Source organism: Moorena sp. SIO3H5, from assembly GCF_010692395.1.
Classification (GTDB): domain Bacteria; phylum Cyanobacteriota; class Cyanobacteriia; order Cyanobacteriales; family Coleofasciculaceae; genus Moorena.
On record NZ_JAAHHS010000793.1, the window covers coordinates 1 to 1,173 of the forward strand.

The 1,173-nt window shown below is 42.8% G+C and carries 1 protein-coding gene and 1 pseudogene; both read right to left on the reverse strand.

The annotated features are described in order from the left end of the window. Nucleotides 1-765 (reverse strand): FprA family A-type flavoprotein (locus F6K52_RS36570; protein ID WP_364421538.1); only part of this gene is annotated, 765 nt, incomplete at its 3' end. A gap of 72 nt (nucleotides 766-837) precedes the next feature. Further along, nucleotides 838-1,173, reverse strand: a pseudogene (locus F6K52_RS36575) (GTPase); the annotation flags it as partial.

Consider the following 1,173-nt stretch of genomic DNA (forward strand, 5'->3'; position numbering starts at 1 on the left):
TTCGTCATCTCCACCATAGCATTCAAAGAAGCCGATAAATTGCTTACTCCTAACAACTGAGAGTAAGGAACTAATTGCTGCATGGGCCGCCACATGGTCTAATGGTGGCATACCAATAATTATACCAGCCGAACGACCAGCTAGTTCATTGACTTCCTGTACATCTGCGCTGGCGATGTCGATGATTTCCACACCCACTTCGCTTTTCTGAATCCCGTGGGAGATGGATAGTCCCAAGCGATCGCTATATCCATATCCAAAGACATAAAACAATCCAACGGTGGTTTCTTTTGTGGCTTGTTTTTGGCTCCAGGTTTGGTAACATCCCCTAAGTATATCTAAGTGATGATACAATAGAGGTCCATGGCCATTGGCGATGATTTTTATGTCTCCCAATTCACCCATTTTCTTCATGGCGTTCAATAAAGAACGGGAGTTGGGTCCCATTAAGCAGTCATAGTAAAATCTAAAGTCTGCTTCGATGGCTTCTAGGTCTTTGTCGAAGGTGTCATCACTACAATAGTGCATACCAAAGGCATCACAAGTGTAGAGAATTTGGGTTTTTCGATCAAAACTGAAAATGGTGTCTGGCCAGTGCAGGTTGGGGGCGCTGACGAATTCCATTTCATGCCCTTTGCCTAAATTAATGCGATCGCCACTTTTGACTATTCGCTTGGAAAAAGGGTCATGAACTAGGTTTACAGTATCAAGTGAATTTTGTATCCGTTGTCTATTTTGGATTGTGATGTGGGTTGGGATGTGCAATTTATGGCCATTGGGTTGGTTAAGATCCCCGACTTCTTAAAGAAGTCGGGGATCTGGGGGATCTGGGTATGACTAATTTTGCTGTTGCTGGTAATATTCATAACGCTGGTGGAACTGTTCCTTGGTCAGATTTTGCGTCCAGTATTCCACAAGACTTTGACCAAATGCCCAAGCATGGCTATTGCCAGAACCAGATTTTAACAGTATTTTCCACAGCAATATTAAGTCAAATTTTATCTGATTTTCTTCTGTATTTAAAAGAGAAAATAGCTCATATGCCATTTGCAACTTACCAATAACCACGGGTAGTTGCTCCACAGGAATTTGCTCGGCCAGGAGATTACCTAATTCTGGAGAACCTGTGGATTGGGTGGAAATAAACTGGAGAACGGGACTTTTGAGGAGTGT